Here is a 26,936-nt window from a genome sequence, read left to right as displayed (position 1 = left end):
CCTTTCGGATCCAGGTAAGTCATCCGGCCCAGGAACCTCCTTCCGAGTTCCTCCCGGCTCAGCCGGGGATACAAACAGAGCGCCTCGTGGCGCACTTCGTCCGCTCGACCACCCAGCGGACCGAGCCCAGGGCGGAGCCGGCCGGAACTCCGCGTCGGGCGATGACCGGCTTGATACCGCGCTTCCACCGGAGCCGACGGTACTTGTCGAAGCGGTAGCCCCGGTCGGCGAACAACTGCCGCGGCCGGTGGGCCCCGAAGCCGAGCTCCTGCGGCAGCCACTCCCACTGGATCCCGGTGTGCAGCACGAACAGGATGCCCGGCAGGCAACCACGGTCGTCCAGTGGCAGCCGGCCGGGATGGCGCGGACGCCGCTGCCTGACCGGCAGCAACGGCTCGATCCGCCCCCACAGGTCGTCCGGCACCATCCACGGAGGACCGTTCCCCATCCCCATGACTCGTTCAACGAGCCGGCCAGGAAGGGATATGGCTACGACCAGGCTTTCTATCAGGTGCTCCGACTCTCGCAGCTGACGGCCTGGAAAATAGGGTGCGGTCGGCTGAGCTGGGGTGATAGGTAAGCGATGTGACAGACAGTCTTGAGTTTTCCGCCCTGCTGCAACTGATCGACGAGCGGTCGGCCGCGTTCCGGAGTGCGGTTGCCGCCGCGCCCAGCCTTGACGCGCCGGTGCCGTCCTGCCCCGAGTGGACGTTGTTCGATCTGGTGCAGCACCTGGGTAGGGGCCAGCGTTGGTGGGCCGCGATCGTCGCCGCGGGCCCGGCCGAGGCTCCGCCGGCCAAGGATGCCGCGGAGGTGCCGCGCGAGCTCGAGGCGCTGCTGGCCTGGTACGCCGAGTCGAACGAGCTGCTGTTGAGTGCGCTGCGCGAGGCCGGCCCGGAGCGCGAGTGCTGGGCGTGGTGGAGCGCCGGCGTGTCGCCGGCGAATGCCTGGGGCGTTGCCCGGCGCCGGGTGCACGAGGTGCTGGTGCACACCTACGACGCCCAGCTCGCCGCGGGCGCCGTGCAGCCGATGCCGGCGGACGTCGCGATCGACGGCGTGGCCGAGTTTCTCGACACCTGCAACTCCACCCCGGCGGCCTGGCCGCACGAGGCCGCCACCGTCCACTACCACGCCACCGAGGGCCGCTCCTGGCTCCTCGCGTTGGACGGCACCGGCGCCTGGCCCGCACCCCTCACGGACGACGCCGCGCCCGCCTCCGCTTCGGCCGAGGGCACGGCCGAGCAGCTGCTCCTCTTCGTCTGGGGCCGCCTCACGCTGAGCGACCTGAAGATCGAGGGCGACCAGCAGGTGTTCGAGCAGCTGATCGCCTGGGAGCCCGAGGAGTAGCCGGTCAATACCGCCAGCGGACGGCCTTGATGACGTCCGCGTCGGTGAACATCGCGAACGGCTCCGCCTCCGCGCGGCGGACGGCCAGTACGGCCTCGTACAGCTCGAGCCCGAGCGCCTCCCGCAGCACTGCCGACTCAGCCAGGAAGGGGACATGGCTACGACCAGGCTTTCTCCTAGGTGCTCTTACAGGCGCCAGGCGGGCGGGTTCTCGGGCTCGTAGACGCACAGGGTGCCCGTGTGTACCGCGGTCTCCAGATGGCGTCCGAGCTCCGGGTGGACCGCCGCGACACGGCGAACGGCGGCGCGGACCCGGGCCGTGACGGCCGTACGGGCGCGTTCCGCGGGGGAACCGGCGCGGCGGACGCGGCCGCCGATGCCGTAGGCGGCTGACAGCTGACGGACGAGGGCGTCCCTCTCCTCCGCGATCCGGCGCGACCGTGGCGCGTCCCCGGCCGTGTCGGCGTCCTCGGTCTCCTCCTCCAGTTCCCGCAGGCGTCGCCGGTACGCGGCGCGGGCGGTGGCGTCGATCACCTCACCCAGATCACCGGGGGCATGCAGGTCCGCGGTGCTCGTTCCACGTGCGTCGGCGACGGCACCGGGTGCCGCCAGATCGACCGCGGGGACCGGGGTACCCGGGCGGCCGAGGAGCATCGCGATGTCGTGCAGGCCTTTGCTGTCGGGGAGGCGGGCCTCCCGGCCGGCGTACACCAGGTGCCACAGCGGCCCTTCGCGGCGGAACAGCGGTGCGGGCAGGGGCGGTTCCGGCTGCGGTGCGGTTGCGGCGGGCGCCGTCGCGACGGGGCCCGCCGAGTCCCCGGGCCGCGCACCGGTTCCTGCCGCCCCCGCCGACTCGGCCACCCCGGCTGTCTGTGCGGTCCCCTCCCGACTGGCCGCTTCAACGGTCCCTGCGGTCCTCGCCGACTCGGCCACCCCGGCTGTCTGTGCGGTCCCCTCCCGACTGGCCGCTTCAACGGTCCCTGCGGTCCTCGCCGTCTCGGCTGCCCCAACCGTTCCTACGGTTTTCGCAGGAGCTGCCGACTCGACTGCCTCAACGGTCCCTGCGGTCCTCGCCGCCCCCGTCGACTCGGCTACCCCAACCGACCCTGCCGTCCTCGCCGCCTCCGAGGTCTCGGTCGTTCCTGCTGTTCCGGCCACCCCCGCTGTCCCCGCTGTCCCCGCTGTCCCCGCCGTCCCTGTCGTTCCCGTCGCCCCTGTCGGCCCCGCCGTTTCCTCGGCGATGAGCTCGGCGAGTGCGACCGCGCCCGCGTCCATCGCGGCTCGCACGGCGCGGTCACGGTGGTGGCGGGTCGTGCGGTCGTCGCCCATGGACCGGGCCAGCAGCGCCAGATGGCGGTCGACCGGGCCCCGGATCGCCGCACCGATGCCCTCGACGACGAACAGACCCGCGTACGGCGCCAGGGCGTCGTAGAGCGAGGACGCGGAGGTATGGGTGCCCACCGTGCCGACGGTTTCCGCGGCCTGCGCCATCATCGGCAGCCACTCGCTGTCCCGCGGTGCCCGGACCAGGGACGGCATCACCCCGGACAGGCGCCGCGAGGCCTCCTCATGGCACCCCAGCTGCGCCGCGAGCAGAGCCAGCGTGACACGCGGCCACACCCCCGGCATCCGTTCCAACGGCGCCCGGTCGCGCAGCAGTTGCAGCTGGTCCCGGTCGCCGGTCGCCGAGTAGAGGCACCAGCGCTGTGTCTGCGCGAGCAGGGTGGCGTTGGGGCTGCCCGCCGCGCCGCCCAGTGCCTCCACCTCGGCGAGCGCGGCGGCACAGTCGTCGTACCGCCCCTCCATCAGTGCCCGGGTGCCGCGCCACAGGGGCACGTACCACGCGTACAGCGGCTGTCGCAGCGGCCTGGCCGCGCTGTCGTACGCCGCCGCCTCGGAGTCCGCCCCGGCGAACGAGCCGGTCTCCATCAGCGCGACCAACCGCAGCCGCCGGCCGAGGAGTTCGAGGGGGAGGTCACGCCGGGCCCGGGCCGAGGCGATGATCTCCCGGGACAGGTCGAGGCGCTCCCGGCAGTGGTCGGGGCCGGGCCGGGCGTCGCACAGCGCGGCGAGCGCCGGACCGAGTGTCGCCGGGTCGTCGGCCTCGCGCGCCGTGGCCACCGCCTCCTCCGCGAGGGCGACGCGGTGTTCCTCGGGTTCGAGGAGAGCCGCCGCGAGGGACAGCCGGGCGGTGACGGCGGCGCGCAGCCCGGCGTGCGCCGGATCGGCCGAGAGTGCGGAACGTGCCTCCCCCAGCAGGTCGACCTGCTCGCGGTCGGCCACATCGACCTCGAAGCCGACGGGACCCGTGCCGAGGCCCAGCGCGGCCCGCGCCAGCAGATCGGGCCGGCCCGCGCGGCGGGCGAGCGAGGCGGCGCGCAGCAGTGCGGAACGGGCCGCCGCCCAGTCACCGGACCCGAACCGCGCCGCCCCGAGCCCGATCAGCGCCTCGACGCGTTCCCCCGCCTCACCGAGCCCCCGACCGACTGGCTCGCCACCCACACCACCCATGCCGCCCACACCGCCCTCGACGGCCGCGGTGGTCCCACCGACCGGGGTACGGCCACGGACCCCGCCACGGAAGTCGTTGCCGCCGCCGGAGTCGTGCCCGTCACCGTCACCGTCGTCGGTCCCCGCGTTCTCCGCCGGGTCGGCACCGCCCGTCGCGTACGCCCGTACGGCTCTCTCGTACCAGCGGGCAGCCTCCTCGAACGCGAGCAGCGCGGCGGCGCGATCGGCGGCCTCCCGGCAGTACTTGGCGGCCTCGTGCGCGTGTTCCGGGCCGGAGAGGAGCAGATGGTGGGCGACCTCGGCGGGACCCGTGTCGCGGCCGCGCCCGGCGTACTCGGCCAGAACGGCCGCCAGCGACCGGTGCAGCGCGGCCCGCTCGGCGGGTGCCGGCCTCCCGGACAGCGCCTCGCGCAGAACATCGTGCCGGAAACGGCCCTCGTTCGCCCCGGCCTCCGCCAGCAGTCCGGCCCCCGCCGCCTCCCCGAGCAGCGCGCGCACCTCGTCCAGCGGCTCGCCGGCGGCATCGGCGAGCACGTCGAGCCGGAACCGTGTTCCCAGCAGGGAGGCGATGTCCAGCAACCGGGCCGTACGGGGCGACAGTTCGGCGGTTCGGGCACGGATCACGTCCCGGATCCGGACGGAGACGGCCGTCGCCTTCGGCCCGGTCCCTTCGAGGCCGGCGCCGGACCGGAGGAGCTCCGTCACGAAGAACGCGTCGCCGCCCGTGTACCGGGCCAGGGCCTGTACGGCCGAAGGCGCGGGAGTGCCGCCCGTAGCGGCGTCGAGCAGCGCCGCCACGTCCTCGTCCCGGAGCGGTCCCACCGGCAGCGCGCTCCCACGGCGCAGCAACTGGGCCCGGGCCCAGGCGCGGTCCTGCCAGGCGGTGTCGTCGTCGCGGGCCGTGGCCAGCAGCAGGACTTTGGAACCGCGCACGGCGTCGGAGGTCTCCAGGAGCAGCCGCAGCGAGGAGGCGTCGGCCGCGTGGACGTCGTCGAGGACCAGCAGCAGTGGCCGTCGCCGTGCCACCGTCGTCAGGATCTCGGTGACGTCGCCCGCGAGCCGCACCCGCGCCGCTTCCGGGTCCGCCTCGGTCCGCCCGGCGTCCGCGGACCCGGCCAGGACCGCGCGCAGCGACGGTGAGGCGGCGACGAGCCGCGCGCAGCGCACATCGTCCACGACGAGCTCGCGCAGCAACCGTGACCAGGGCCTGAGCGCGTGTTGCACGGCGTCCGGCGGGCACCACGTCCACACCGTGCGAAAGCCCTCTGCGCGCCGGGCGGCCTCCTCCGCGACGCGGGTCTTGCCCGCTCCCGCCGCTCCCGTCAGGGTGACGAGTCCGCCCCGGCCCGCGGCGGCGCGCTCCCCGGCATCCCGCAGCTCCCCGAGTACGTCCTCGCGTCCCACGAACGGAAAGCCCGTCACCATGGCGTCGTCCTTGTCGGTCCATCTCCGCTGCGCCCTCCCGTAGAGCGTAGGCAGGGTGGAGGAAGGTCGCGAGGCACGGACACGCCGGGGGAGTCGGGGACCGGGCTCGCGGTGGCCGATGGAGGAGTCAGTTCGCCGCCGGTGTCCGGTAGGGGCGGAAGAACGCGCGCAGTTCCTCCGCGTAGAGCTCGGGCTCCTCGAACGGGGCGAAGTGGCCGCCGCGGGGTGGCTCGGAGAAGCGCGCGAGGCTCGTCGTACGCTCGAGCCACGCCCTCGGCGCACGCACGAGATCGCCCGGGAACAGCGAGAAGCCGGACGGCACCTCGACCCGGCGGGCCAGCTGCGCGGGCGGGATCGCCCCGTTCGCGCCGTACATGCGCATCGAGGAGCCGATCGTCCCGGTGAGCCAGTAGAGCGTCACGTTCGTGAGGATCTCGTCCTTCGTGAAGGACCGCTCGACGTCCCCGTCGCAGTCGCTCCACGCCCGGAGCTTCTCGACGATCCAGGCGGCGAGCGCGGCCGGCGAGTCGTTGAGTCCCACGGCGGCGGTCTGCGGCTTCGTGCGGTGCATCGCGGCGTACGCGCCCTCGGCGGCGCCCCAGGCCGCGACGCCCTCCATCCACGTACGCTCCTCGGGCGTCAGGTCGGCCGGGTCCCCGGCGAACACCGGCAGACCCCCGTCCATGCGGTGGACGGCCACGACGCGGCCGGGGTGGTCGAGCGCGAGATAGCGGCTCACATGGCTGCCGATGTCACCGCCGGCCGCGCCGAACCGCTCGTATCCGAGCACCTCCATCAGCTCGGCCCACAGACCGGCGACGGCGATGGAGTCGAGCGATGGGCCGGTGGGGCGGTCGGAGTGTCCGTAGCCCGGCATGTCGGGCACGATCACATCGAAGGCGTCGGCCGGATCGCCGCCGTGCGCGCCGGGATCGGTCAGCAGCGGGATCACCTTCGTGTACCGCCAGAACGAGTCCGGCCAGCCGTGGCAGAGCACCAGCGGCAGAACAGGACCGGCCGGAGCGACGGCCCGGGCGTGCACGAAGTGGATGCCCAGACCGCCGAGCCCGATGCGGTAGCGGGGCAGCCGGGCCAGTTCCGCCTCCCGCGCCGGCCAGTCGAACCCGTCGGCCCAGTACGCGACCAGCTCGCGCAGGTAACCGAGGTCGGTCCCCAGCGACCACCCGGCCTCCGCCGGGGCGTCCGGCCAGCGGGTCGCGCGCAGCCGTGAACGGAGATCGTCGAGCGCGGACGGCTCGGTCCTGGCGGTGAACGGCTCGGGGCGAGGCGGGAGATCAGGCATGCGTCGCATCCTAGGGAGCGTGCCGGGCGGTTCGCGGACTCCGGCTCCCGCCGGGGCGGCGCGTGCCTCCGGACGGCCGCCGCGACGTGAACCCGAGGGCGTGCGTGTCGGACGACCAGGTGAACGGGGGAGTACAACCATCGGCGTCGGGTGCGGGTCTTGTGGGGCACCGGCCGTCGGGACGTCCCGACGAGCGATCACCGTCCCCAAGGGGTCCGCCTTGTCCTTGCGCAAGCTCCGCCTGCCCGTGGCCGCGACCGCCGTCGTCGTCCTGTCCGCCACGGGTGCCGCACCGGTCGTGGCCGCCCCGGGGAACACCTCCACGAGTGCTCTCGACTCCGCCGCTCCTGGGTCCGCGCGGGCCGACTTCGACGGTGACGGATACCCCGACGTGGCCATCGGCGCCCCCGGCGGCACCGTCAACGGCCGTGCCGGAGCGGGATACTTCACCGTCGTCTACGGCATGGGCGAGGGCCCCGACGGCGTCAAGCGCCAGGTGATCAGCCAGAGCCGCTACGGAATCCCCGGTACGGCGGAGGCGGGCGACCGCTTCGGCAGCGACCTCACCGCGGCGGACCTCGACGGCGACGGCTACACCGACCTCGTCGTCGGATCTCCCGGCGAGGACATCGGCGCCGCCCGTGACGTCGGCCGTCAGACCGTGCTGTGGGGAAGCGCGGGCGGGCTCATCACCGCCGCCGTCGCCGGCGAGGGCCGGTCGGCGACCCGGGCGGGCGACGTCGACGGGGACGGTCACCTGGACCTCGTGACGGCGTACGAGACGCGGTACGGGCCCATCAGCCGTACCGGTGTCCCGGCCCGCACCGGCCCGCTCGTCGACCCGGGCGTCCGCATCCACGGAATGGCGGCGGGCGACGTGGACGGCGACGGCAGGACCGACCTCGTCATCAGCAGGGGATCGTGGGACTCCGACGGAGACGGGACGGTGCCGCCGCCCCGCCTGCAACTGCTGTGGGGCACCAGGAACGGTCCCGTGGAGGGCCCGCTCATAGCCGCCGCCGACACCGTGTCCGCGGACAGCATCGCCCTCGGGGACATCGACCACGACGGCCACCTGGACGTCGTCTTCGGTCGCAGCACCGCCCCGGGCGGCGGGCTCGTGGGCGTGGTGCGGGGCACGGCCGGCGGATTCGCGGCGCGGGCCACCCTCATCGGCCAGAACACCCCGGGCGTCCCCGGGACGGGGGAGAGCGGCGACCGCTTCGGCACCGACGTCTCCGTCGGTGACGTCACCGGTGACGGATACGCCGACGTCGTCGCCGGGGTCCCCGGCGAGGACTACGCCGGACGGACCGACGCCGGCACCTTCGCCGTCCTCAGGGGGAGCCGGACGGGCCTGTCCGGCAGCGCGGTCCAGGTCTTCGGCCAGAACACGGCCGGGGTGCCCGGCACGGCGGAGAACGGCGACGCGTTCGGCGGCCGCACCGCCGTCGTCGGCGGGTACGTCGTCGTGTCGGCGCCGAAGGAGAACAACGGCTCCGGGGGCGTCTGGGTCTTCCCCGGCACCGCCTCCGGCATCACCGCCACCGGATCGGTGAGTTACGGACCCCACACACTCGCCGCACCCGAGACCGGCGCGCAGCTCGGAGCCGCCTTCCAGCGCTGATTCCGCCGTCGGCGTCCCAGGCACCCACCGACATCAGCCCGTCCGCTCCCCGAACGCGGCCCTGCTGGCCTCGATCTCCGCGATGTGCTCGATCGCCCAGCCGGCCAGCGCGAGGGCGGGCGGGATGAGACTTCGCCCGGTCGGGGTCAGCGCGTACTCGACGCGCGGCGGGACCTCCGCGTACACCGTCCTCGACACCAGGCCGTCCCGCTCCAGATTGCGCAGGGTCAGCGTCAGCATCCGCTGCGAGATGCCGGGAATCTGCCGCTGGAGATCGGTGAAGCGCAGCCGGCCCCCCTCCAGGGTCGTCACGATCAGCAGCGTCCACTTGTCGCAGATCCGGTCGAGCACGGCACGGATCGTCCGGCCGGCGTCCCCGCGGATCATGCAGGTGTGCTCGTACTCCGACACGACAGCTCCCTGTGGGTAGCGCACATCCATGTGCCTTTTGCGGGCCCCCCGACGGTGACTCATCATGGGGCAACTTACGCCTGGTAACCATTGTGCGAGGAGCCGCCATGAACGTCGCCTACTGGATCGTCGCAGCGCTGCTGGCGGCCTTCTACCTCTACGCCGGAGGCCTCAAGATCCTGCGGAGCCAGGAGCAGTTGCGGCCCATGATGGGCTGGGTCGACCGCGTACCCATGCCGGTCGTGAGACTCATCGGGACGCTGGAGGTCCTCGGCGCGGCAGGCCTGATCCTGCCGCCGCTCACCGGGATCGCGCCCTGGCTCGCCGTCGCCGCGGCGACGGGCCTCGTACTGATCCAGGTCGGCGGAACAGCCGTTCACGTCTCGCGCGGCGAGGCGCGCATGACCGGGCTCAACTTCGTCCTGCTGGCGGCCGCCGGGGCGGCGCTCTGGCTGGGCACCGTCCGGCTCTGACCGGCCCGGTCCGCCGCGCCGCTTCCGCAGTTCCGCGCGACGCAAAGGGCGGGAGCCGGCACATCGTGCCCGCTCCCGCCCCGGGAACGCGTCCGCTCAGGTGCGGTAGGCGTAGTACGCGGCGTTCGGGTACGACGCGATGATGCTCGCCAACGACCGGTTGTAGGTGTTGGTCGAGTGGTACGACACGTACGGCTGACCCTGCGGGCTGCGGTACGTGACGATCATCGTGTGGTCCTTGGACCCGTCCTTGTTGAAGTCCATCTGGATGACGTCACCGACGTCGGCCTGATAGACGTTCGCGAGGCTGGTGGTCCGCTTCGAGGACAGGGCGAACCACGAGAACTCGTTGACCCCGACGAACGAGTCCGACTGGATGTCCGAGTTGCCGAACCACTTGTGGAAGTCGTTCACGTAACCGGGAGCGTGCTTCCAGCCGCCGGCCTTCAGGGTCTGGCTGACGAAGTTCGTGCAGTCTCCGCCGGCGCCCTCCCCGTTGAAGTCCGGGTACGCCGGGTTGTAGTTCTTCCAGTACTTCGCGGCGTACGCGGCCATCGCCTTGTAGTCGTAGCCGGTCGCCGTGAAGTTCTTCGGCTTCGCCGGCGCCGGCTGCGTGGTGGCGGCACGGGTCGCCGAAGGCGGCGTGTCGTCACCGGTCATCGGCGTGGCCACGTACGTGGTGGCCGCGACCTGGTTGACCGCGACCCCGTCGTCCGTGTCACGGACCGTGGTGAGCTGCCAGTCCCCGTTGCGGTCGGCCTTGAACGTCAGCGTGTGGTGCGCCTCGAAGCCGGTGGTCTTCGGCTCGGTGCCCTTGGCCTTGTCGTAGGCCAGCGTCGTCGTCTCCGTGACGTCGACCGTGGCGTGACGGCCCTTCACCCGCGTACGGTCCAGCGACACCGTGGTGTTGGCCGAACGGTACTTCTCGCCGAGCTCCGCCAGACGGGCCTTGCGGCTCTCCAGCTTCGCCAGCGCGGACTTCTCGGCACGCGACTGGGTCGAGGACAGGCGTACGTCGCCGGAGAACCGGGACGTCTTCTGCTTCGCTCCGTCGTCGCCGACCAGGGCGTCGGTACGGTCGGTGAAGACCGCGTCCGCCAGCCGCTGGAAGGTCGCCTTCGTGGACGCGTCCACCTTGGGGTCGGCGGTCACACTCGCCGCGCCAGCGGACCAGTTGGGCAGCAGGGCTGCGCCGGCGACGACCGAGGCGGCCGCCGCCGTGACTATGGTTGCGCGCTGCCGCTTACGGCTCAGTTTCCTTGATTTCAATGGGGTTCCCCTCTACACCGGTATTCGATACCGGAGCCGCATCCTCGCACGGCGTATGTGGCTCTTGTGAAGGGGGTTGCCGAAGCGGTATCAAGGCACGGAGGCGGAAAGCCGCAGCTCCGCGCTCGGACGGGCAATCCCGGCAGCCGACCGGTCCCGGCGGCCGCCGGGCGCCGCGTCGCGGGCCGCCCGGACCGACCCGACGGACATACGCCGATCTCGGTGCCGGTGCGTCACATGCGGGCGAGCGCAGACGTACTGGGGAGCGGGCGTTCCGTGGGACCGTCTCCGCACATGCGGGTGAGCGCGGGCGTACCCGGGAGCGGGCGTCTTTGTCGGACCGTCTCCGCCGAGCCGCGCGACAGGGCCGCTCTGCCCGGTGTTCGGCGGGCCGCACTGCCGGCGCTTCGGCGAACCGCTCGGACCACTCCGACCGATCGGACCACCCGCTTCCTCCGGTGCCCGCGCGAGCACGTCGAACGAGAAAGGCCCGCACACCCGCGTACCCTTTTCCCGTGCCGCCATCCCCCTTGCACCGCGTCGCCGTTCTCGTGCTCGAGGGTGCCAAACCACTCGATGTCGGCATCGCCGCGCAGGTGTTCACGACCCGGGCGAGCATGCCGTACGAGGTGAGGGTGTGCGGCGCGGAGCCCGGTCTCGTGACCGGCGGCGACGGACTGTCGTACCACGTGGCCCACGGCCTCGAACAACTCGCCTGGGCCGAGCTCGTCTTCGTCCCCGGATACCGGTCCCCCGACCGCGAGGACCCGCCGCCCGCCGTCGTCGACGCGCTCGTCGGGGCCCATGAGCGGGGCGCGCGGCTCGCGGCCATCTCGACCGGCGCGTTCGCGCTCGCCGCCACGGGACTGCTCGACGGGAAACGTGCCACGACGCACTGGCACTACACCCGGGCACTCGCGGCGAAACACCCGCTCGTCGACGTCGACGAGAACGTCCTGTTCGTCGACGAGGGAAGCGTACTGACCTCGGCAGGCGCCGCCTCCGGCATCGACCTGTGCCTTCACATCCTGCGCGGAGACCTGGGAGTGGCCGCGTCGAACCACGCGGCCCGCCGTCTGGTCGCGGCCCCCTACCGCAGCGGCGGTCAGGCACAGTACGTGCCACGCAGCGTCCCCGAACCGCTGGGCGAACGGTTCGCCGCCACCCGCGAATGGGCGCTGCACCAGCTCGGCGAACCGCTCTCCCTGGAGACACTCGCCCAGCACGCCGCGGTGTCGCCGCGCACCTTCTCGCGGCGCTTCGCCGACGACACGGGGTACACACCGATGCAATGGGTCATGCGAGCCCGCATCGACATGGCCCGCGAACTCCTGGAGCGCTCGCAGTGGAGCGTCGAGCAGATCGCCGCGGGCGTGGGCCTCGGCACCGGTGCCAATCTGCGGCTGCACTTCCACCGGATCCTCGGCACCTCCCCGAGCGAATACCGGCGCACCTTCACCCAGGGCGAATAGCCGGCTCCACCCAGGGCGAACAACCGGCCTCGGACCCTCCGCGACCGGCCGGCGGGCGGCGCCTCGGCCCCCCCCACGACCGGTTGGCGCGATCCTTGCGGACCATGGCGATCTCGCCGCTGTCACCGCCCGGCGCCGCGCGGGAACACTGGAGAGGAGCCGAAGGGACACCACTCATGACTCGTATCGCCATCAATGGATTTGGCCGCATCGGACGCAACGTTCTGCGCGCGCTGCTGGAACGTGACACGGACCTCGAGGTCGTCGCGGTGAACGACCTGACGGAGCCCGCCGCCCTCGCGCGACTGCTCGCCTACGACTCGACGTCCGGCCGCCTCGGCCGCCCGGTGACCGTCGACGGGGACACCCTCGTCGTGGACGGCAGGCGCATCCAGGTGCTGGCCGAGCGTGAACCGGCGCAGTTGCCCTGGGCCGAGCTCGCCGTCGATGTCGTACTGGAGGCCACCGGCCGTTTCACCTCGGCCAAGGCTGCCGGAGCGCACCTCGACGCAGGTGCGCGCAAGGTGCTCGTCAGCGCCCCGGCGGACGGCGCCGACGTGACGCTGGCGTTCGGTGTCAACAACGACGCCTACGACCCGGCCCTGCACACGATCGTCTCGAACGCGTCGTGCACGACCAACGCGCTCGCTCCGCTGGCCGCGGTGCTCGACGACCTCGCCGGTATCGAGCACGGCTTCATGACGACGGTCCACGCCTACACCCAGGAACAGAACCTTCAGGACGGCCCGCACCGTGACGCCCGGCGCGCTCGTGCCGCCGCCGTCAACATCGTGCCGACCACGACCGGCGCCGCCAAGGCGATCGGCCTGGTGCTGCCGAACCTCGAAGGCAAGCTGTCGGGCGACTCGATCCGGGTCCCGGTTCCGGTGGGCTCGATCGTCGAGCTCAACACCACCGTGGCCCGCGACGTGACCCGCGACGAGGTCCTCGCGGCCTACCGAGCGGCGGCCGAGGGCCCGCTCGCGGGCGTTCTCGAATACTCGGAGGACGCGCTCGTCTCCTCCGACATCACGGGCAACCCGGCCTCGTCGATCTTCGACTCGGCCCTGACCCGTGTCGACGGCCGCCACATCAAGGTCGTCGCCTGGTACGACAACGAGTGGGGCTTCTCCAACCGCGTCATCGACACACTCCAGCTCCTCACCGCCGGCTGACCGGCGGCCGACGCCTCGCCTTCGCGCGCGGGCGAGGCGGGACAGGAGTCGAAGTCGAAGGGGTCGTCCGATCGAGGTATCGGACGGCCCTGAGCCTTGGGCCGAGGGCGATGCGGCAGGATGGACCCATGAGCGTAGTCAAGATCAACGTCCTGGCCGTTCCCGCAGAACAGCGGGAAACCCTCGAGAAGCTCTTCGCCTCGCGCGCCGGTGCCGTGGAGAACTCCGACGGCTTCGAGTGGTTCGAGCTTCTCCGCCCCGTCGAGGGCACCGAGGACTACCTGGTGTACACGCGCTGGCGTGACGAGGCCTCGTTCCAGGCGTGGATGGAGGGCCCGATGAAGGCGGCCCACCAGGGCGGCGGCGACCGCCCGAAGCCCGCTGCCAGTGGGTCCTCGGTCTGGTCGTTCGAGGTCGTGCAGCAGGCGGCGCCGAAGAACGCGTGACACCCACCACGAACGGAACGTGCGCCGTACCGAGGATCGGGTGCGGCGCACGTTTTGTCATGGGACGCCGACCTCGAACAGGACGTAGCCGGCGTAGGAGCCGGAGGCGAGCGCCGCGACGGTGAGGACCGTGCACAGGACCGGAGTGCTGAGCCGGCGCATGGCCGTGGCGCAGGGGATGAGCAGGGGGAAGGCCGGGAGCAGGTAGCGGGACACGTTGCCGAAGATCTGCTGGCTGCCCAGGACGAGCGCCATGGTCAGGACGGTGCTGACGGTCAGTACGAGTGGCGGGCGCAGCCGGAACAGCAGCGGCAGGATGATCAGCGCCAGCAGGACGGTGCCGGCGGCGATGACGTCTTCGTGGGGGAAGGCGAAGAGGTAGTCGTAGTGGCCGACCATGAGGGACGTGAACACGTTGACGGTGTGCCCGCCCCAGTCGAACGAGTGGGCCCAGGCCCCGTCCTGGAGCGTGAAGTATCCGCCGTAGTCGCCCATCCGGTGGCCCACCCAGCCGAGGTAGCCGGCCAGACCGATGGGGGCGATCAGGACGGCCGCCACCGGGCGCAGGACCGCGCTCCGGTGCCATGCTCCTTCCGGGGCCGGGGAGTCTCCGCCGCGGCGCGCCGCGCGCCGGTGGCGGACCAGTTCCACGAGCGCGGCCAGGGCGAGTGCGGCGATCAGCGCGGTGGCCGTCGGCCGGGTGAGGCCCGCGGCGCAGGTCAGCAGGCCCGCGGTGAGCCACTTCCGGCGCATGACGGCGTAGCACGCCCAGGCGGCCAAGGCGATGTAGAGGCTCTCCGAGTAGCCGGACCACTCCACGCCGGATCCCGGCCACACGGCCCACAGCCCGGCGGCGGCCAGTCCGGCGCGACAGCCGCTGATGCGGGCGGTCACGGCGTGGATCGCCAGCGCGGCCGCGAACGAGGCGGCGACGGAGACCACCAGCCCCGCGGCGAGCAGACCGAGCCCGGTGCAGGAGGAGACCAGGCGCATCAGGGCGGGGTAGAGCGGGAAGAACGCGGCGGAGTTGCCCTCCAGGGTGATCAGGCCGGTGGCACCGCGCACCGGTACGAGGGCGGGGTGATAGCCGTGGGCGGCGATCTGCTGGTACCACCAGCCGTCCCAGGTGGCCAGTACGTCCCAGGTGTGGGCGCCGCCCCCGAAGCGGGGGTTCTTCCTGCGGAAGTCGCCGGACGAGTCCAGCAGATACATGAAGACGCCGAAGCCGATGAGCTTCATCGTGCCGTAGAGGGCGAGGACCGGACCGTGCCGCCTCGCCGCCCCGTGCAGCCGTTGCCGCCAGGCGTGGCCGCCGTCCGGGTGCGTGTCCCCGAGGTGCGTGCCGTCCGGGTGCGTGCCCTCCGGCGGTATGACCGTGGGCCAATGGGTTCTGATCCGGGGCCTGTTGTCCCGGTGTGCGGAACCGACCGCGAGGCCGCTCTCGTTCATCGCGGTCCGCTTCCCGTGTCGTCGCCGTGGGCCGCGGTGGTGAACACCCAGGTGCGCAGGAGCAGGAAGCGCAGCAGTGTGGCCGCCAGATTGGCGGCGACCAGAACCGTGATCTCGGTTGAGCGTCCGGGCGTGCGGGTCCAGTGGTGCAGTGCGGTCAGTGAGCCGCTGGTGAGTGCGAGGCCGAGGCCGAAGACGGCCAGCCCCTTGGCCTGGTGGCGCAGTGCGCCGCCCCGGCCGCGCAGCCCGAAGGTGAGCCGTCGGTTGGCGGCCGTGTTGGCGAGGGCGCACACGAGCAGCGCCCAGGCGTTGGCGGCCTGAGGCCCTGTCACCGGACGCAGGGCCGCGTACAGGAGGACGTATCCGATCGTGCTGACCGCGCCCACGGCGCCGAATCGCAGCAGTTGTGCGGTCAGGGAGGTTCGTGGCGCGCTGTCCGAGGCGCGTCCGAGCCGTGCCGTGGGCAGCGTGCCACGGGCCAGCGCGCGGCCGATCCTCGCGATGCCCCGCAGGTCGGCGACGGCGGTGGAGACGAGGTCGACCCGGCTGTCCGGGTCGTCCACCCAGTCGACGGGTACTTCATGGATACGCAGCCCGGCGCGTTCGGCGATCACCAGCAGTTCGGTGTCGAAGAACCAGCCCGAGTCCTCCACCAGGGGGAGCAGCCGCTCGGCGACCTCGCGCCGGACGGCCTTGAAACCGCACTGCGCGTCGGAGAAGCCGACGGCGAGGGTGGACCGCAGCAGGGCGTTGTAGCAACGGGAGATGATCTCGCGTCGGGGACCGCGGGTCACTCGGGAGCCGCGGGCCAGCCGGGTGCCGATGGCGATGTCGGAGTGCCCGGATATCAGCGGAGCGACCAGGGGCAGGAGCGCGTTCAGCTCGGTGGACAGGTCGACGTCCAGGTAGGCGAGCACCGGCGCGTCGGAGCTCGACCAGGCGGTGCGCAGTGCCCGGCCGCGGCCCTTCTCGTCGAGTCGTATCCATGTCGCCTCGGGCAGGTCGGCGGCCAGCCGGGCGGCGATGCGCGGGGTGGCGTCGGTGCTCGCGTTGTCGGCGACGGTGATGCGGAAGGGGTACGGGAACGTCTCGCGCAGATGGGCGTGCAGGCGGCGCACGCTCGGCTCCAGATCGGCCTCCTCGTTGAACACGGGGACGACCACGTCCAGAACGGGTTCCGTGTGGTCCGCCGACAGCGGAAGCCGGACAGGCAGGCGGTCCCCAGTCAGCTGTTTCCCGGTCAGGCGCTCCCCGGGCAGGTGGTCCCCGGGCACGCGGTTCCGGGGCACATGGTCCCCGGGCACGGGATCCCCCGGCACATGGCCGACCGGCGTGGCGTCGGCCGGCCGACGCTCGACGGGAAGGCCGTCCGCAGGCCTTCGATCGCCACAACTTCGCCCCGAGGGTGGCCCGCTGCCGGATTCCTCGAAGTCCGGGAGGCCTCCGAAGTCCGTGAGGCTCTCGAAGTCCCCGGGGGCGGACCGCAATGCCTTCGTCATGGTGTGTCCTGTTCTGTGCGCTGTCGCGAGGCAGGCCGAAGACGCTCACGGCCGGACCGCGCTGAGGGAGTACGGATATGGGTGCTGTGCGGGCGGGCCCGGGACCGGCCGAAGCGGTGCTTGCCTAAGGGCTGTCCCGTAATCCCCGGCGGGCGCACGACGACAGCTACGGCTCCCCCAAGCTCTTCGAGCAGGGGGTACCCCCACGCCGCGTTGCCGGATCGCCCGAATACGCCCAGTATGAGGACGACCCTCCGCCTTGCGATGCACCGCATCTGACGCCGCGCGCTGATCCACCGGGGATTACGGGACAGCCCTTAGCTGGAGTTGGATGCCACCGACGAGGACGGTTCTGGTCCTGACGGCGGTGGCGAGGTCGTCGGGGTCTCGCTCGACGTCGCCGAGCCGGTGGCGGGCGCGCTGGTCGTCGCCGTCCCCCTGCCTCCGGGACCGGAGGAGACGGAGCTTGAACTTCCTGTAGCGCTGGGGGTGTCGGGCGGACCCGAGGTACCGGTGGTGGTCTCGGACGTGGCGGTGGCCGGCTCGCTGGGAGTGCCGGTCGACGAAGAGGTCGGCGACAGGGTGGCGTACGGGGAGGTGGGGGTGACCGCGGGCCGCGGGACGGGACCCAGGGGCCGGTCGCGGTCCGGAGAGTGCGGCAGCAGGAACAGGCCGACGCTGATTCCGGCGGCGGCCAGGACGCAGCTCACGGCCTTCTGCGCGGCGCGGATCCGGCGGCGCACGCGCACCCCGGCCCGGAGGCTGTTCTGCTGTGCGGGCTCGAAGGGGGTGTGTTCCTGGGCGTCGCGCATCATCCGCGCCAACTCCCGCTCGAATCGGTCCATTTTTCCCTTCACCCCACCGGCTCGATGACATCCGCCAGGATCTGGCGCAGCCGCGTCACACCGCGTGACGCGTGGGAACGGGCGGTGCCCAGCGGGCAGCCCAGGACCTCCGCGACCTGTCGTTCGGGCAGGTCCTGGTAGTAGCGCAGCACGACGGCCGCCCGTTGCCTGGGCGGCAGTTGGGCCAGGGCCGCCTCGAGGCGGGACCGTTCGACGACGGCCGCGGACTCGTCGCCGGTGTGCGCGAGGTCCGGCAGTGCCTCCACCGGGCGTTCGCCCCACCACCGTCGGCGTGCTGAGCGGGCTGCGGCGCGGGCCAGGACCTTTCGTACGTACGCCTCGGGTGCCTCGTCGGCCACCTTCGGCCAGACGAACCAGAGTTTGACCAAGGCCTCCTGGAGAAGGTCCTCGGCGCGGTGCCGGTCACCCGCGCAGAGCAGGCGGGCGAGGTGGAACAACGCCGACCAGCGGGCCGCGACGAACCCGTCGAAGCCGTCGGCCCCCTCTGCTCTTGCCTGTTCCATCCGCACCGTCCCCGCACTTGCCGGCTCGTACACCTGGAGAAAGACGTCGGCGGGGGCCTGGCTATGCACTTGTGTCACGTGATCTGGGTCACGCGGGGTGAGGGCGCGGGGCGAGGCAGCTTGGTGGGCGTGCGCTGAAAGCCGTTGCCGTCAGGCCGCCGGCTGCCGAGCGCGCGGAATCCTCAGCTGCCCGCATCCCCCCGCCGCACCCGGGCCGCGCCCCTGCGCCGCTCCGCCCGCAGTTCCCGGAGGTACGGCTGCGCGTCCACCTGGATGGTGTGCCGGGTCGAGGTGACATAGCGGCGTGTCAGGCTCGCGCGGTAGGCGCTCGCCTCCTGGCGCATCCGCTCCGGCCCGGGCAGCGCGCAACGGCCCTGAAGGAGATCGGCCACCCAGTGGGACTGCGCCTCCGCGAGCGGCATGATCGCGCCGAGGGGCTGGACCAGTCCGATGAAGTAGAGGCCGGGGCGGTCCGGGGCGACCACCCGGTGGTAGAGCTCGATGTCGTTGTCGGACGGGTCGATCACCTCGTCCTTGAGGAACGGGAAGGCGATGTCGTAGCCCGTGCAGTAGATGACGGCGTCGATCTCCTCCGTGCTTCCGTCCTCGAACGTCACCCGGTCGCCCGCCAGTTGTACGGGAGCGGGTCTCACGGTGAGGTCACCGTGGCCGAGGCGCGAGAGCAGGTCGTCGGAGATGGTGGGGTGCGCCCCGAGCAGGCGATGCCGGGGGGTCGGCAGCCCGTAGTCCTTCAGGCGACCCCGGCTGAGCCGCAGCAGGAGCCGCAGGCCCTGTTCCTGGACGGACAGCGGAGCCCTGGCCAGCCAGGAGCCGGTGAGATGGTCGGTGGGCACGCCGAAGAGGTACTTGGGCAGGATGTGCGCGCCGCGCCGCATGGCGAGAACCGTGCGCCGGGACACGCGCGAGGTCTCCACCGCGATGTCGCAGGCCGAGTTGCCGATGCCGAGGACGAGAACACGCTTGTCGGCGAAGGGCTCCGGTGTCCGGTAGTGGTGGGAGTGTGTCTGGGTGCCGGTGAACTCCTCGGCTCCCGGAAGGGGCGGGCGGGGCCAACGGGGCTTCCAGTGATGGCCGTTGGCGACCAGGACGGCGCCGTAGACCCGTTCCGCGGTCTCACCCGAGTCCAGGTGGCGGGTCGTGACGCTCCACTGTCCGCCGGGGAGGGGTTCGACGCGTACCACCTCGGTGCGGAAGGCGATCGAGGGCCGCAGCCCGAAGTGGTCCACGAAGCTGTCGAAGTACCGGGCGATGTGGAAGTGGCTGGGGTAGACCGGACAGTCCTCGGGCATGGGGTGGCTCGCGTATTCCATGATCTGGCGCGAGGTGTTGATGTGCAGCGAGCGGTAGGCGGACGACATCCCGTTGTCGTTCAGATAGCGCCAGTTGCCGCCGACCTCGGATCCGGTCTCGTAGCAGTCGTACGCGATCCCGCGTGCCGCCAGCACCTGGCAGGCGGCGATCCCGGACGAGCCCGCCCCGATGACACACACCCTGTCCATGCCCGCCCCTTCCTGTGGCCACGCCCGCGACCACGCCTGTGACCACCCGGTCACATGACCGGGTGGTCACAGGCTGCTGTGCGCCGGCCGCCATGTCAATGACCTTGACGATAGGGGCAGTTCGGACGGGCGACGGTCCAACGGTGTTGTTGGCGTGGTCGTTTGCCGTCGGACCGTTTTCCTGACGCACTCGTTGACAGGGCGTGTCCACCGCGCCGACGATGACCCGGCGGTCACATGACCGCCCGGTCACACGCAGGAGCACGCATGCCCACTCCCACCTGGACCCGCCTGTCACCGGTGCGGCGCGAACGGGTCCTGGTCGCCGCGATGGACGAGTTCGGCACCCACGGCTACTCCACCGGAAGTCTCAACGTCATCGCCCGCGAGGCCGGCGTGGCCAAGGGCTCGCTCTTCCAGTACTTCGAGGGCAAGCTCGACCTGTTCGCCTACGTGGCCGAGCAGACCTCCCTGCGCGTCTATGCCGTGATGCGGCCCTGGCTCGACGGATACGACGGCTCCACGCGGTTCTCCCGCCATCTGATCGACGCCCTGGAAGCGTGGTTCGACTATTTCGCCGGCCATCCGCTGGAACGCGGGGTCACCGCGGCCACCAACATGGAACTCGACCCGGCCGTCCGAAACGCCGTACGAGTTCCGGTGCAGGACATCTACCTCGCCGGCCTGCGCCCCTTGGTCGAGCGGGCCGTCGAGACCGGCGACCTGCGCAAGGGCGCCGACGTCGACGCCCTGCTGTCCCTGCTGCTCGTCCTGCTGCCGTACCTCGCCCTCGCGGCCCACACGCCCGGCCTCGAAGGCCCGGTGCGGCTCGCGGGCGAACAGCCGGAAGTCCTCCGGGCGAACATCGCGCGACTGATCGGCCCGGTCCTCGCCGACTTCGTACCGAAGGGGCACTGATGGACACACCCGACTACGACGTACTCGTCGTCGGCTCCGGATTCGGCGGCAGCGTCACCGCCCTGCGCCTCACCGAGAAGGGGTACCGCGTCGGGATCCTGGAGGCCGGCCGCCGGTTCGCCGACGCCGACTTCCCCCGAACCTCCTGGCATGTGCGCGACTACCTCTTCGCCCCGCGCCTCGGCTGCACGGGCATCCTGCGCATGACCCTGCTCGGAGATGTCCTCGTTCTCACCGGCGCGGGCGTCGGCGGCGGTTCCCTCGGTTACGCCAACACGCTCTACGAGCCGCCCGAGACCTTCTACAAGGGCTCGTCCTGGGCCGGCATCACCGACTGGCGCGACGAACTCGCGCCCTACTACGCCCAGGCCCGCCGCATGCTCGGCGTCACCCCCAACCCCCTGCTCACCGACGCCGACCGGCTCCTCAAGGACACCGCCGAGGAACTGGGGTGCGCGGACACCTTCAGGTCCGTACCGGTCGGGGTGCACTTCGGGCCGCCCGGCACGGAACCCGGCGCCCGCGTCGCGGACCCCTACTTCGGCGGAGCGGGACCGGACCGCAACGCCTGTCTGCACTGCGGCGCGTGCATGACGGGCTGTCGGCACAACGCGAAGAACACCCTGCCCAAGAACTACCTGGGCCTGGCCGAACGCGCCGGCGCCCAGGTGCTGGCCCTGCGCACGGTCACCGACGTCACCCGGGACGGCGAGCTCTGGGCCGTCACCTCCGTACGCACCGGCGGTGGTCCGCCGCGCCGCAGACGGATCCTGACCGCCCGGCACGTCGTCTTCGCGGCGGGCGCCCTGGGCACCCAGAAGCTGCTGCACCGGCTGCGGGAGCACGGGTCGCTGCCGCGGGTGTCGCCCCGCCTTGGCCGGCTGACCCGCACCAACTCCGAGGCGATCCTCGGCGTCCGGTCCCGGGACAGGGCCGCCGACTTCAGCCGCGGTGTCGCCATCACCTCCTCCGTGCACCTCGACGAGAACACGCACGTCGAGGCCGTACGGTACGGCCGCGGAAGCAATCTGCTCGCTCTGCTCGGCGCGATGCTCGTCGACCCCGTGTCCGGCCGCTCCCGGCTGCTCACCGGTCTGGTCGCGATGGCGCGAAACCTGCGCGATCTGCCGAGCCTGCACAGCCCGCGCCGCTGGTCCGAGCAGACCGTCGTCCTGCTGGTCATGCAGTCGCTCGACAACTCCGTGACGACGTACCTCCGTCGCACCCTCACCGGACGCAGGCGGCTGACCAGCCGCCCCGGCGAGGGCACCCCCAACCCGACGTGGATACCCGCGGGGCACCGGGCGGCCCGCACGGCGGCTGGACGCAGTGGCGGCCAGGCCTGCGGCACCTGGGCCGATCTGTTCGACATCCCCACCACCGGACATCTGATCGGCGGGTGCGCCATGGGCGAGAACCCGGAGAGCGGTGTGGTCGACCCCTATCACCGGCTGCACGGACATCCGGGTCTGCACGTCATCGACGGTTCCACGATCTCGGCGAACCTCGGGGTGAACCCCTCCCTCACCATCACCGCCCTGGCCGAGCGGGCCGTCGCGCTGTGGCCGAACCGCGGGGACGAAGACCCCCGGCCCGCACCCGGCCTGCCCTACATCGGGGTGGCGCCGGTGGCGCCGAGACATCCCGCCGTGCCCACGGGCGCACCGGCGGCCCTGCTGCTGGATCCCCCCACAGGAAAGGACACCCCGTGACGAGCTACCCCGAGGAGCCCTGGCATCTGGCCGGCCAGATGTATCTGTCGCTGTGGTTCGTGCCGCGGCGTGAACTGCCCCGGGTGGCGGACGGTGTCCGGCCGGTCGTCATCGGCGGGCGCGGTGCGGTCGGAGCAGCCTGGGTCGTCTACGAGAACGACAGCGTCCTGCACTACAACGAACTGCTCCGCGCCGTCCTCGTGCGGGACGGCCTCCGCCCGCGCGTGAGCATCACCGACATCTGGGTGGACAGCGAGGCCTCGATGGCCGGCGGCCGGGAACTGTGGGGCATCCCCAAGGAGATGGCGGACTTCGCCATCGACCGGTCCGCGGGTGTACGGGCCGGAGCCGCGACCGGGAAGGAGGTGCTGGCCACCGCCGCCTTCGAACCCGGCCGCCGGATACCGGGCCGCTGGCCCCTCACCTATCGCGTCACACAGACCCGCGACGGCGAGTTGAAGACCAGTTCCGTGCGCTCGCGCTCGACCGTACGCATGGCGCGAGCCCGCTGGGTCGCACAAGAAGGCAGTCCTTTGGGGGAGTTGAGCCGCAGCCGGCCTCTTCTCAGCCTGGCCCTGAACGACTTCACCATCCGATTCGGGGACGTCCTCGAGCAGGCCGCCCGTCGCTGAGTGTCACGCCGCGCTCATCGAGAGCACGCACGTCGACTGAACTCGCCTGTGGTGGGTGAGAGTTGGACAAGTGGAGGGCGATCAAACCCTGTTCCGGCGGCCTACCGGCCGGTATACAGACCAGGTTGGGTCTGCCGGGCAGGAGCCGTCCGGTCTCCCGCAGCGCAGCGATCCCGTGCGCCGCGAGACGCCGGTACCCGTTCAGCAGGCTGTCATGGTTTCAGGGGAGGGGCACGATGAACGATCACACGGGTCCGGAAAACGCCGTTCCGAGACGACGGGGCGCCACGGCGCTGGGAGCCGCGCTGAGCAGCTGCGCGCTCGTCGCAGGCGTCGCGGCGGCGACCCCCGCCGAGGCGGGTGAAGGGCACTCGGCGCACGGAGTGAACTATGTCGCGCTCGGCGACTCCTACACGTCCGGGCCTCTGATCCCTCAGCAGGTCGACGCGAACTGCGCCCGCTCCGACCACAATTACCCCTCGATCACGGCGGCCGCCCGCAAGGTCGCCTCGTTCACGGACGTCAGCTGCTCCGGCGCGAAGACCGACGAGATGTGGAAGGCGCAGGGCACCAACGGGCCGCAGCTGGACGCGGTGAAGCGTGACACCGATCTGGTGACCCTTCAGATCGGCGGCAACGACATGGGCTTCGGCCCGATCATCGCCACCTGTGCCGGGCTCAGCTCCAAGGACCTCGCGGGCAACCCCTGCCAGCAGTACTACGGTGCCGCGGGCTACGACCAGCTCACCCTGAACATCCTCCAGACGGCTCCCAAGGTCGCCCGGGTGCTGCGCGAGGTGCACGCCAGGGCGCCGCACGCCCGCGTGGTGGTCGTCGGCTACCCCGACCTCCTGCCCGACGACGGCAGCGGCTGCTATCCGACGGTGCCGTTCGCCGCGAAGGACTTCCCGTACCTGCGGGACACCGGCAAGCGGCTCAATCTGATGCTGCGCACCGTGGCGTTCCTCAACCGGGCCGAGTACGTGGACACCTACGGGCCGACCGTCGGCCACGACATGTGCAAGGCACCCGCCGACCGCTGGATCGAGCCGCTGCGCCCGACCTCGCCCGCCGCTCCGGCCCACCCCAACGCCAAGGGCCAGGAAGCCATGGCGGGTGCGGTGCTGGCCGAACTGGGCCGGGGTGCGGGACACCACCGCCACTGACCGGCCTCGGCATTCGGTGGATGAAGGTGTCCCTGTCGGCGAGCGCCCAGCGCGTTCGCCGACAGGCTCCGCGGACCGGCCGCGTCAGGGCGCCGGCACGTCGTCCACGAACGTGGTGCCGGCACCGCGGTAGGCGGCCACCTTCGAGGCGACCTGGGCCGGGCTGAGGACCTGGTCCTTGACGTGCAGCAGGTAGTCGACCTGTTCGTCGTACGCGCGCGCCCCGGTCGAGGTCTGCCCGGCGAGGTCGATCAGCCACTGGTTGAAGTTGATCGACATCGGCCGCTCGGGCAGGTACTGGGCGTCGTGGGTGCCGAACAGCTGCCCGTCGATGTAGTACTTGATGCTGCTGTTGTCGATGGTGAGCACCAGGTCGTGCCAGCCGGCGTAGCTCTGGCGTGACTCGGTGTGCTGGTTGACGGCCTGCCAGGGATCGGGGTTGTACGTCTCCCAGGAGGTCGTGTAGAGGATGTTGCCCGACTCGCCCCAGCCGCCGTTGGGCAGGTACTCGAAGTCGTACTCGGCGTAGTCGTCGGCCATCGGGGCCGTGAGGTCGTTGATCGTGAAGAACGTCTGCACCAGGTGATCGCCGTCGGGGCCCGACACCGGAGCGTCGGCGAACTTCACCCGGGCCGCGTAGGTGCCGTTCTTGAACTTCATGCTCTTGGTGAGGACTTCGGTCTGCCTGGTCGATTCGGCGGTGCCCGCGGTCGAGGTCTCCAGGTTCATGACCTTGTTGCCGGACACGGTGGGGAAGGTGACCTTGGACGGGTCCCAGGTCGCGCCGGGGACCCCGGGACCGCCGGAGTTGGAGCGCACGTTCCAGCCGTGCGCGGAGATCGCGGGGTCGGTGTACGACGAGTAGCTGAAGTCGTCGAACAGGGACTGGCCGCCACCGGGCGGGTCGGTCGGATCGGTGGGGTCGGTCGGATCCGTCGGGTCGTTGCCCTCGGGCGCCGTGCCCCACACGGTGGTTCCGGCGAGCTGGGCGGTGACCTTGTTCCAGTCCGCGTACGAGGTCTGCGCCCCGTTGAAGGAGTAGTCGTCCGCCTGGTTCACGGACTGCCAGCTGGACTGGTAGAAGCGCAGCTGCATGTCACCCGTGTCGGCGCCCGGATCCAGTGTCCCGGCCCCGGAGGTGAAGCCGATGTCCAGGTATCTGTCCGCGGTCCCGGTGGGGTGGGCCGGTGTGCCGAACGTGCCGGTGACGTTCGCACAGCCCTTGACCGCCCAGGAACAGGCGAAGCGATAGGTGGCGCTCGCCGAGTCCGCCTTGAAGTAGTAGCGGATCTTCACCTGGCTCAACTGCACCTGGGCGGAGCCGGTGTTGCGTACTTTGAACCAGGGCTCGCTCTGGTCGGCGGTGGCCCCGCTCGCGCTGGTGCGGTACTGGACGGCGAGGCCGCCTGCCGCGGCGGCGGGGGCGGACATCGGGACGGCCAGCAGGGCGGTGCCGCCCAGGAGAGCCGACAGTGCGAGGGCCACGCGGCGGCGGCCTGTGGGCGGGCGGTTTCTCATGTGAGTTCCTTCCGGTGGGCTCCCGCCGGCGCGGGAGGTGGGGGTTCTCAGGAACACGAGGAGACGTACCGTACTTGACCAGTTGGTCCGATCGGGCTTACCAGTTGCCGTCGCCCTGAAAGTGGCATAGACCAATGCGCCCGTCAACCCCCTTGTATTCAACGGAAGTTGAGCTGAGGGAAGAGTGCGTGTCATCCGTACGGCCGAGCGACCCGGAAGCAATCCCCATGACCTGCGGACCAGTTAGGGTCGGAGGGCATACCAGTTGGCCGGCACCGACGACGAGCGAGGGTTCCGTATGGAGATCGATCCCGCCGCCTCCCGCGCGGTACTGAAGCGTGAAAGAGTCCGGGACACGATCCTGGAACTCATCGAGGAACGCCGTCCCGGCGACGCCATCCCCTCCGAGCGCACGCTCTGCGCCCAACTCGGCGTCTCCCGACCGACCTTGCGCGCGGCCGTGGATCAACTCGTGCTCGCCGGGCTCCTGGTGCGTGAGCACGGACGGGGTATGTTCGTGGCCGCCGAGAAGATCACCCAGGAACTCGTCCCGGACCGGCGGACCTTCAGCCTGCCCCGCGCCGCGGGTACCTGGACCAGCAGACTCCTGGAGTTCAGCACGGCGCCCGCAGGCGCCAGGGTCGGTCGCAGGCTGCGTATCTCTCCCGCGGCGGACATCCGGTACGTGGCACGGCTGCGCCTCGTCGACGGCGCGCCCATGGCCATCGAGTACCTGCACGTCCCCGCCCGCCTGGTGCCCGACCTGACCGGTGACGAACTGGAGAACGGCGACCTGTACGAGCACCTCGGTGAACGGCACGGCATCCATGTCGCCGAAGCGGTGCAGTCGATCGAACCCACGGTCCTGACCCGCGACGAGGCCGGCCTGCTCGACGTGCCGGAGCTTTCCCCGGCCCTGCTGTTCGAGCGCCTCACCTCGGACACCTCGGGCCGGCCGGTGGAGTACGTCCACTCGATCTACCGCGGTGACCGCTACCGCATCGTCTCCCGGTTGGCCCTCGGCCCCCGCTCCGGGCATCCGTCGCCTCGCGACGGGCACCACCCCGGCATCCCGCCGGGCGACTTCCTTCCGGGCGAACCCGTCACCTTCTCCACCCGGGGCGTGGTCGCCGGCGGCCTCTTCGGGCAGAGCGGCGGACCCGGCGAGGGCGACCACGTGAAGTGACGCCGGGGCCGCCAAACACTCGTGAGAGCGACGCGCGACGCTCGGCGTGGCACCTGGGCTAGTGCGATGTGGACAACGTGCTCATTCCGGTCATCCGTGCTGCCGGTCGTCCCGCCATCCCTCGTGCGTTCGCCGCCGATCCGCGGCGTGGCGCAACAGCGCTGTGACAGGCGGGACTTGAGAGGTCTTTCGCGGGCAGTCACCGCTTCACGTTCCGCAGGCCAGGCATCGGCCGACGACGTCGTTCCTGATGGCGGACAACGGCTTCCGGGCCGTCGCCCATGACCGGCGCGGCGGCGGACGTTCCGGCCAGCCATGGGACGGCAACGACCTCGACACGTACGCCGACGACCAGATCGTTCCCATCGTGGCCGCCGGTGACAAGTCCTCGAAACTCGTCAAGGGCGCGGTCTACAAGGTGTACCCGGGCGCGCCCCACGGCCTGGCCATGGTGCCGAAGTACGCCGAGGTGTTCAACGCCGACCTGCTGGAGTTCGCGTGCGGTTGA

General features: G+C 71.6%; 22 protein-coding genes and 2 pseudogenes. 12 read left to right on the top strand and 12 right to left on the bottom strand.

Annotation, left to right across the window (positions count from 1 at the left end):
* Positions 1–97 precede the first annotated feature (97 nt).
* Positions 98–454: pseudogene (locus ABZV42_RS29685) on the bottom strand (transposase); the annotation flags it as partial.
* Between the two features lie 131 nt (positions 455–585).
* Here ABZV42_RS29685 and ABZV42_RS29680 point away from each other — a divergent pair.
* On the top strand, positions 586–1,347 hold the full coding sequence (locus ABZV42_RS29680; RefSeq protein ID WP_355988137.1) for a maleylpyruvate isomerase family mycothiol-dependent enzyme: 762 nt from the start codon (positions 586–588) through the stop codon (positions 1,345–1,347).
* Between the two features lie 4 nt (positions 1,348–1,351).
* On the opposite strand, the gene ABZV42_RS29675 is transcribed toward ABZV42_RS29680, so the two are convergent.
* The 3 genes from ABZV42_RS29675 to ABZV42_RS29665 all read right to left on the bottom strand — a co-directional run bounded on the left by ABZV42_RS29675 (position 1,352) and on the right by ABZV42_RS29665 (position 6,586).
* Positions 1,352–1,477, bottom strand: coding sequence for a hypothetical protein (locus tag ABZV42_RS29675; protein ID WP_355988139.1), 126 nt, complete (start codon positions 1,475–1,477; stop codon positions 1,352–1,354).
* Between the two features lie 56 nt (positions 1,478–1,533).
* Positions 1,534–5,283, bottom strand: a complete 3,750-nt coding sequence (locus ABZV42_RS29670) for an AAA family ATPase (protein ID WP_356054410.1) — start codon at positions 5,281–5,283, stop codon at positions 1,534–1,536.
* Positions 5,284–5,410: 127 nt separating this feature from the next.
* Positions 5,411–6,586 (bottom strand): epoxide hydrolase, encoded by a 1,176-nt coding sequence (locus ABZV42_RS29665; RefSeq protein ID WP_356054408.1) that lies wholly within the window; start codon positions 6,584–6,586, stop codon positions 5,411–5,413.
* A gap of 220 nt (positions 6,587–6,806) precedes the next feature.
* Between ABZV42_RS29665 and ABZV42_RS29660 the strand changes: the two genes are divergently transcribed.
* Positions 6,807–8,213: an FG-GAP-like repeat-containing protein gene (locus ABZV42_RS29660; RefSeq protein WP_356054406.1), complete on the top strand. Its 1,407-nt coding sequence runs from the start codon at positions 6,807–6,809 to the stop codon at positions 8,211–8,213.
* 33 nt (positions 8,214–8,246) lie between these two features.
* Here the strand turns inward: ABZV42_RS29660 and ABZV42_RS29655 are convergent, their stop codons facing one another.
* A complete protein-coding gene (locus ABZV42_RS29655; protein ID WP_355988147.1) occupies positions 8,247–8,624 on the bottom strand; it encodes a helix-turn-helix domain-containing protein in 378 nt (125 codons plus the stop codon).
* 107 nt (positions 8,625–8,731) lie between these two features.
* On the opposite strand from ABZV42_RS29655, the gene ABZV42_RS29650 reads away from it, so the two are divergent.
* Positions 8,732–9,097: a DoxX family protein gene (locus ABZV42_RS29650; RefSeq protein ID WP_355988149.1), complete on the top strand. Its 366-nt coding sequence runs from the start codon at positions 8,732–8,734 to the stop codon at positions 9,095–9,097.
* Between the two features lie 96 nt (positions 9,098–9,193).
* On the opposite strand, the gene ABZV42_RS29645 is transcribed toward ABZV42_RS29650, so the two are convergent.
* Positions 9,194–10,366, bottom strand: a complete 1,173-nt coding sequence (locus ABZV42_RS29645) for an amidase domain-containing protein (RefSeq protein ID WP_355988152.1) — start codon at positions 10,364–10,366, stop codon at positions 9,194–9,196.
* A gap of 515 nt (positions 10,367–10,881) precedes the next feature.
* On the opposite strand from ABZV42_RS29645, the gene ABZV42_RS29640 reads away from it, so the two are divergent.
* From ABZV42_RS29640 to ABZV42_RS29630, 3 genes are all read left to right on the top strand, one after another.
* Positions 10,882–11,838 carry a helix-turn-helix domain-containing protein gene (locus ABZV42_RS29640; RefSeq protein WP_355988155.1) on the top strand — a complete coding sequence of 319 codons (957 nt, stop codon included), beginning with the start codon at positions 10,882–10,884 and terminating at the stop codon, positions 11,836–11,838.
* A 176-nt stretch (positions 11,839–12,014) separates the two neighbouring features.
* Positions 12,015–13,013, top strand: coding sequence for a type I glyceraldehyde-3-phosphate dehydrogenase (gap, locus tag ABZV42_RS29635; protein WP_356054404.1), 999 nt, complete (start codon positions 12,015–12,017; stop codon positions 13,011–13,013).
* A gap of 128 nt (positions 13,014–13,141) precedes the next feature.
* Complete coding sequence (locus ABZV42_RS29630) at positions 13,142–13,459, top strand: antibiotic biosynthesis monooxygenase (RefSeq protein ID WP_356054402.1); 318 nt, start codon at positions 13,142–13,144, stop codon at positions 13,457–13,459.
* A gap of 57 nt (positions 13,460–13,516) precedes the next feature.
* Here ABZV42_RS29630 and ABZV42_RS29625 read toward each other — a convergent pair whose 3' ends face one another.
* From ABZV42_RS29625 to ABZV42_RS29605, 5 genes are all read right to left on the bottom strand, one after another.
* Positions 13,517–14,698 (bottom strand): hypothetical protein, encoded by a 1,182-nt coding sequence (locus ABZV42_RS29625; RefSeq protein WP_356054416.1) that lies wholly within the window; start codon positions 14,696–14,698, stop codon positions 13,517–13,519.
* 206 nt (positions 14,699–14,904) lie between these two features.
* Positions 14,905–16,407: a bifunctional glycosyltransferase family 2/GtrA family protein gene (locus ABZV42_RS29620; RefSeq protein ID WP_356054400.1), complete on the bottom strand. Its 1,503-nt coding sequence runs from the start codon at positions 16,405–16,407 to the stop codon at positions 14,905–14,907.
* 317 nt (positions 16,408–16,724) lie between these two features.
* The gene (locus tag ABZV42_RS29615) at positions 16,725–17,252 is read right to left on the bottom strand and encodes a hypothetical protein (protein ID WP_356054398.1); all 528 of its coding nucleotides are present in this window, start codon (positions 17,250–17,252) and stop codon (positions 16,725–16,727) included.
* An 8-nt stretch (positions 17,253–17,260) separates the two neighbouring features.
* Complete coding sequence (locus ABZV42_RS29610) at positions 17,261–17,776, bottom strand: SigE family RNA polymerase sigma factor (RefSeq protein ID WP_355985020.1); 516 nt, start codon at positions 17,774–17,776, stop codon at positions 17,261–17,263.
* A 182-nt stretch (positions 17,777–17,958) separates the two neighbouring features.
* Positions 17,959–19,296: an NAD(P)-binding domain-containing protein gene (locus ABZV42_RS29605; RefSeq protein WP_355985008.1), complete on the bottom strand. Its 1,338-nt coding sequence runs from the start codon at positions 19,294–19,296 to the stop codon at positions 17,959–17,961.
* Positions 19,297–19,563: 267 nt separating this feature from the next.
* Here ABZV42_RS29605 and ABZV42_RS29600 point away from each other — a divergent pair, with 267 nt between their 5' ends.
* The 4 genes from ABZV42_RS29600 to ABZV42_RS29585 all read left to right on the top strand — a co-directional run bounded on the left by ABZV42_RS29600 (position 19,564) and on the right by ABZV42_RS29585 (position 23,724).
* Positions 19,564–20,214, top strand: a complete 651-nt coding sequence (locus ABZV42_RS29600; RefSeq protein ID WP_356054396.1) for a TetR/AcrR family transcriptional regulator — start codon at positions 19,564–19,566, stop codon at positions 20,212–20,214.
* Positions 20,214–21,926 (top strand): GMC family oxidoreductase, encoded by a 1,713-nt coding sequence (locus tag ABZV42_RS29595; RefSeq protein WP_356054394.1) that lies wholly within the window; start codon positions 20,214–20,216, stop codon positions 21,924–21,926. Before ABZV42_RS29600 ends, ABZV42_RS29595 begins: the two co-directional genes overlap by 1 nt.
* Positions 21,923–22,558 (top strand): acetoacetate decarboxylase family protein, encoded by a 636-nt coding sequence (locus ABZV42_RS29590; protein ID WP_356054392.1) that lies wholly within the window; start codon positions 21,923–21,925, stop codon positions 22,556–22,558. Before ABZV42_RS29595 ends, ABZV42_RS29590 begins: the two co-directional genes overlap by 4 nt.
* Positions 22,559–22,794: 236 nt before the next feature.
* Complete coding sequence (locus ABZV42_RS29585; protein WP_356054390.1) at positions 22,795–23,724, top strand: SGNH/GDSL hydrolase family protein; 930 nt, start codon at positions 22,795–22,797, stop codon at positions 23,722–23,724.
* Between the two features lie 84 nt (positions 23,725–23,808).
* On the opposite strand, the gene ABZV42_RS29580 is transcribed toward ABZV42_RS29585, so the two are convergent.
* Positions 23,809–25,242: a cellulose binding domain-containing protein gene (locus ABZV42_RS29580; protein WP_356054388.1), complete on the bottom strand. Its 1,434-nt coding sequence runs from the start codon at positions 25,240–25,242 to the stop codon at positions 23,809–23,811.
* 298 nt (positions 25,243–25,540) lie between these two features.
* Between ABZV42_RS29580 and ABZV42_RS29575 the strand changes: the two genes are divergently transcribed.
* Both ABZV42_RS29575 and ABZV42_RS29570 read left to right on the top strand, forming a co-directional pair.
* On the top strand, positions 25,541–26,428 hold the full coding sequence (locus ABZV42_RS29575; RefSeq protein ID WP_355984996.1) for a GntR family transcriptional regulator: 888 nt from the start codon (positions 25,541–25,543) through the stop codon (positions 26,426–26,428).
* 247 nt (positions 26,429–26,675) lie between these two features.
* A pseudogene (locus tag ABZV42_RS29570) lies at positions 26,676–26,936 on the top strand (hypothetical protein); the annotation flags it as partial.

Origin of the sequence: Streptomyces sp. NPDC005281 (assembly GCF_040607495.1) — a bacterium.
Classification (GTDB): Bacteria; Actinomycetota; Actinomycetes; order Streptomycetales; family Streptomycetaceae; genus Streptomyces.
The sequence above is the reverse complement of the archived record's forward strand: the minus strand, read 5'-3'. Positions and strand labels throughout refer to the sequence as shown.

Excerpts from the sequence above, each read along its gene's own strand:
- ABZV42_RS29670 (WP_356054410.1), bottom strand. The coding sequence starts at position 5,283 with ATGGTGACGGGCTTTCCGTTCGTGGGACGCGAGGACGTACTCGGGGAG.
- ABZV42_RS29665 (WP_356054408.1), bottom strand. The coding sequence starts at position 6,586 with ATGCCTGATCTCCCGCCTCGCCCCGAGCCGTTCACCGCCAGGACCGAG.
- ABZV42_RS29650 (WP_355988149.1), top strand. The coding sequence starts at position 8,732 with ATGAACGTCGCCTACTGGATCGTCGCAGCGCTGCTGGCGGCCTTCTAC.
- gap (WP_356054404.1), top strand. The coding sequence starts at position 12,015 with ATGACTCGTATCGCCATCAATGGATTTGGCCGCATCGGACGCAACGTT.
- ABZV42_RS29630 (WP_356054402.1), top strand. The coding sequence starts at position 13,142 with ATGAGCGTAGTCAAGATCAACGTCCTGGCCGTTCCCGCAGAACAGCGG.
- ABZV42_RS29625 (WP_356054416.1), bottom strand. The coding sequence starts at position 14,698 with ATGAAGCTCATCGGCTTCGGCGTCTTCATGTATCTGCTGGACTCGTCC.
- ABZV42_RS29620 (WP_356054400.1), bottom strand. The coding sequence starts at position 16,407 with ATGACGAAGGCATTGCGGTCCGCCCCCGGGGACTTCGAGAGCCTCACG.
- ABZV42_RS29615 (WP_356054398.1), bottom strand. The coding sequence starts at position 17,252 with ATGGACCGATTCGAGCGGGAGTTGGCGCGGATGATGCGCGACGCCCAG.
- ABZV42_RS29610 (WP_355985020.1), bottom strand. The coding sequence starts at position 17,776 with ATGGAACAGGCAAGAGCAGAGGGGGCCGACGGCTTCGACGGGTTCGTC.
- ABZV42_RS29605 (WP_355985008.1), bottom strand. The coding sequence starts at position 19,296 with ATGGACAGGGTGTGTGTCATCGGGGCGGGCTCGTCCGGGATCGCCGCC.
- ABZV42_RS29600 (WP_356054396.1), top strand. The coding sequence starts at position 19,564 with ATGCCCACTCCCACCTGGACCCGCCTGTCACCGGTGCGGCGCGAACGG.
- ABZV42_RS29595 (WP_356054394.1), top strand. The coding sequence starts at position 20,214 with ATGGACACACCCGACTACGACGTACTCGTCGTCGGCTCCGGATTCGGC.
- ABZV42_RS29585 (WP_356054390.1), top strand. The coding sequence starts at position 22,795 with ATGAACGATCACACGGGTCCGGAAAACGCCGTTCCGAGACGACGGGGC.
- ABZV42_RS29580 (WP_356054388.1), bottom strand. The coding sequence starts at position 25,242 with ATGAGAAACCGCCCGCCCACAGGCCGCCGCCGCGTGGCCCTCGCACTG.
- ABZV42_RS29575 (WP_355984996.1), top strand. The coding sequence starts at position 25,541 with ATGGAGATCGATCCCGCCGCCTCCCGCGCGGTACTGAAGCGTGAAAGA.